3 protein-coding genes and 1 pseudogene are annotated in these 3,738 nt (G+C 48.4%); all 4 read left to right on the plus strand.

The window, feature by feature from the left end; genetic code table 11:
• A partial coding sequence (locus QEH52_RS19105) for a PEP-CTERM sorting domain-containing protein (protein ID WP_308952555.1) occupies positions 1-204 on the plus strand: 204 nt, incomplete at its 5' end.
• A 154-nt stretch (positions 205-358) separates the two neighbouring features.
• A complete protein-coding gene (locus QEH52_RS19110; RefSeq protein WP_308952556.1) occupies positions 359-1,081 on the plus strand; it encodes a hypothetical protein in 723 nt (240 codons plus the stop codon).
• Between the two features lie 240 nt (positions 1,082-1,321).
• The gene (locus tag QEH52_RS19115; RefSeq protein WP_308952557.1) at positions 1,322-2,992 is read left to right on the plus strand and encodes a sulfatase family protein; all 1,671 of its coding nucleotides are present in this window, start codon (positions 1,322-1,324) and stop codon (positions 2,990-2,992) included.
• A gap of 80 nt (positions 2,993-3,072) precedes the next feature.
• Positions 3,073-3,639, plus strand: a pseudogene (locus tag QEH52_RS19120) (sulfatase-like hydrolase/transferase); the annotation flags it as partial.
• Between the last annotated feature and the right edge of the window lie 99 nt (positions 3,640-3,738).

Here is a 3,738-nt window from a genome sequence, read left to right on the forward strand (position 1 = left end):
GACACCAGCTCGGAAGGGGGGCTTGGTCAATATGTGATTGGCACCTTTACAGCCGATGCGGACACTCAATCATTTGATTTTGTTCTTGATACGACCTGGCACGTGAATGCGATGCAGTTGCGCGCCGTCCCTGAGCCATCTGCTTACGCGGCAATTGCCGGAGTGCTGGCGCTGGCTTGCGTGGTGACGCGCCGTCGTGCTTAAGCCGATTGGTATTAGTTTTTATTTTATTCGAAAGCCCCGGTTCTTCCGGGGCTTTTTTTATTATTTTTTTATTTTTTCGTCAGATTTTGCTCAGTCTAGGAGTTAATGAGTTGAGAACACTCGTCTTAACCTAACACAAAATAATCCCAATCTAATGAATAAGAAAATACTCCCATTTCTAAGTCTAGCACCCGTCCTACTTGCCTCCTTGTCTCACGCAGCCGAGATCACTTGGGGGAGCGCCACGAATATCACCGGAGATTCAGATGTGTCGACCGATGGCTCGCTAGTCGTAGCCGCCAGTTTTAATACGGATTTCGCATCAATTGTCGTCAACGGCGTGACGTTTGCCGGGGGAGGTACCAATGGAGATATGAGGGATTCCGATACTTACGGTGCGGCATTGACTTATGATGTCTCTAATAATTCTGATGCGGCTTATGCAGAAGACGTTTCGCCCTTCAATACCTTGTCGTCTAATTATCAAAATTTGTTGGGATCTGGGCTGTGGGACGGTACCACGAGCACAACTGAAGAGTTTACTTTTGGTGGGCTGAGCATTGATCAGGAATACCAGATTCAAATTTGGGCGCAGGATGCTCGCAGTGGTAGAGAGGGACAATCGCTCACAATAACAGGTGCGGGCGGTGTTTCTCTAGACTACACGGACCGCAATACGCAAGGAGGGCTTGGTCAATATGTGATTGGCACCTTTACGGCCGATGCGAGCACTCAATCATTTACTTTTGATAAAGATTCGAGTTGGCACGTCAACGCGATGCAAGTGCGCTCGATTCCTGAGCCTCAGACTTTCAGTTTGCTGGCGGCATCGTGTGCGCTGCTTTTTGTGATGTGCAATCGTAGGAAGCACTCGTAGGTTATACCTTAATGGTAAGGCAGTCGACATCGGTATTGTTCGTGGTGTGCTGCCCAAGTTTGTTTTTGTAGTCAGTTGGACTGGCTCTTGTATCAAGGCTGATTCGCTGAACGCGGGTCAGCCTTGTTTGTTTTTGCGAGAGAGTCGGAGAGGCATGTGACTGTTTAGTGATGGATGAAAATAGCAGTTCTTTTTTGAAGAAATAGCGTAAGATATAGTCTTGGGTTGGAGTTAATATGTATGAAAATACCGCTGAATATGCCCCGCTACTTTTTACTACTGATTCCAGCCTTGGTTGCGACTTTGGCCATGGCTGCGCCGACTAAGCCTAACATTGTCTACATCGTCATCGATAATGTAGAGTTTGAGCACATGGGCAAGGCCTATGGGGGGGATAAAGTGACCCCTGCGATGGACAGTATTGCCGAGGATGGGGCTCTGATGCAGCGAATGTATGTGCCGACGCCACTATGTATTCCGAGTCGCTACAGTATCCTGGCCGGGCGATATCCGGAGCGCTGCACGGAGGAAGATTATCTGAAAGAGTATCCTAAAGGGGACGAAACCTGGGGAGTCGATGTGGCTTTGGAAACGGATTTGCCCAACCTGCCCAAGACTTTGCAAACGGCGGGATATACTACTGCGTTTGTCGGTAAGTTTCATAATTCCAGAAATAAGGATTTGGTCATCAGAAGTGAGTTGAATGGTAAGCACATTACCGATCCCGAGGTGACACCTGTCCTTGAGAAATACAATGACCGCTTGATCCAGCACATCCAGTCTTGTGGATTTGATTGGGTCGGGGCCGCTGGGTTTGGTAATGGTTTGGTGGGTTCCGCGAATGGCGTCGATACCGACGATGTGCACCATAACCTCGAGTGGGAAATCGATCATGCGCTCCAGTTCCTGAAGCAACAGCAGGAGCAAGATTCTCCGTTCTTTCTGTATTTATCGACTAAGTTGTTTCACCTACCAGTGAATACAGAAGAGGATTTTCTTTCCGACTATTCCAAAGTAGGCCGTTATACGGAGCGAGGATTGCTGGAGAAGGCTCCAGAGGTGCCGATGCCTTCGCGTAAGGAGATTGTTGAAATTGCTCGCAAGGATAGCGGCGACGAACGTGATGCCATTGCCATGCGTGTTTTGGACTTTGGGATACAGGCGGTACTGGATCAGGTCGAGGCCATGGGCATCGACGACAATACGATCATTGTTTTCATTTCCGATAATGCACAGATGGGTAAATCCACGGTTTATGAAGGCGGCATTCGTGTGCCGTCAGCGATCAAGTGGCCTAAGGTCATTCAGCCGGGCACTCAGCTCACGGAAATTGTATCCACGCTGGATATTGCAACGACTTTGATTGATGTGGCGGGTGCCACGCCGCCAGCAGAAATGAAAGCGGATGGTCATAGCTTTTTGCCAGTTCTAGAAAAGGGCGCAGCGGCGGAATGGAAGAATGTATTCATGGCCGAGTACAATTGTGCAAAAGCCATCGTGACGCCGCGTTGGAAATATGTCGCAGTTCGCTATACAGAAGATCAATGGCAGAAAATCCGCGAGGAGGAAGCTCGTCAGCCATCAGCTCCAGATTTCAATAACGAGAACCGAATGAGGAAGTGGAAGAAGTGGACTCAGCCCGAATTGAGCGAGAACCAACTCCCATACGCCTTCAACATTTACCGTTACTGGACACAGCACGATATGAATCACATCAAGCGAGCAGGGCAGTATCCTTATATATTTGATTTGGATCAGCTGTATGATTTGGAGAATGACCCGAATGAGCAAAAGAATTTAGCCAAGGATCCGGCCTATGCCGAGCAACTGGATCAGATGAAAGCGTTGATGCACCGGGAAGTCGCTAAAATGGACCGTCCATTTGGCGAATTCGGTACGATCAATCAGTGAAAATTATTTTGGAAGCAATGATCATAAAAAATACATTACGTGACTTGATGAAGCCATGGCTCTCACGAGGATTCGCAGCTATGCTGTGCTGCATGGCAGTTTCCTTACATGCGAAAACGAGCCCGAATATCGTATACATTCTGGCGGACGACATGGGCTATGGAGATGTGAGTGCGCTCAATCCCGATTCGAAAATTCAGACTCCGAACATTGATCGTTTGGCTGCGGAAGGCATGCATTTCACCGATGCCCATAGTGGCTCCGCTGTCTGTACGCCGACCCGGTATGGCATTCTAACAGGGCGTTACTCTTGGCGCACGCGACTGAAGTCTGGGGTCTTGGATGGTTATGACCCACACCTTATCGAGAATGACCGTGTGACCGTGGCCTCCTATTTGAAGTCGAACGGCTACCGCACGGCCTGTATTGGTAAGTGGCACATCGGGATGGATTTTCCCAGCACAGATGGAAAGCCAGCTTCAGCGAAGAATACAGATTGGAATGGAGTGATCGAAAATGGTCCTGTTGATAATGGCTTTGATCATTTCTTCGGTATTTCCGCTTCCCTCAATATGGATCCCTACATCTATATTGAAAATGATCGATTTGTGGGAGAATGCACGACTACAAAGAATTTCGATTCCCGAGGGCGTAATACCATTTCTAAAAATGTTTGATCCTATAGTGACCTCAGGTAGCGTTTGCTGAAGCGCGTATCCATCCGTTGCCAAACAAGCTTATGACTT

The sequence above is a fragment of the Thalassobacterium maritimum genome (assembly GCF_031127805.1).
Taxonomy (GTDB): domain Bacteria; phylum Verrucomicrobiota; class Verrucomicrobiia; order Opitutales; family Coraliomargaritaceae; genus Thalassobacterium; species Thalassobacterium maritimum.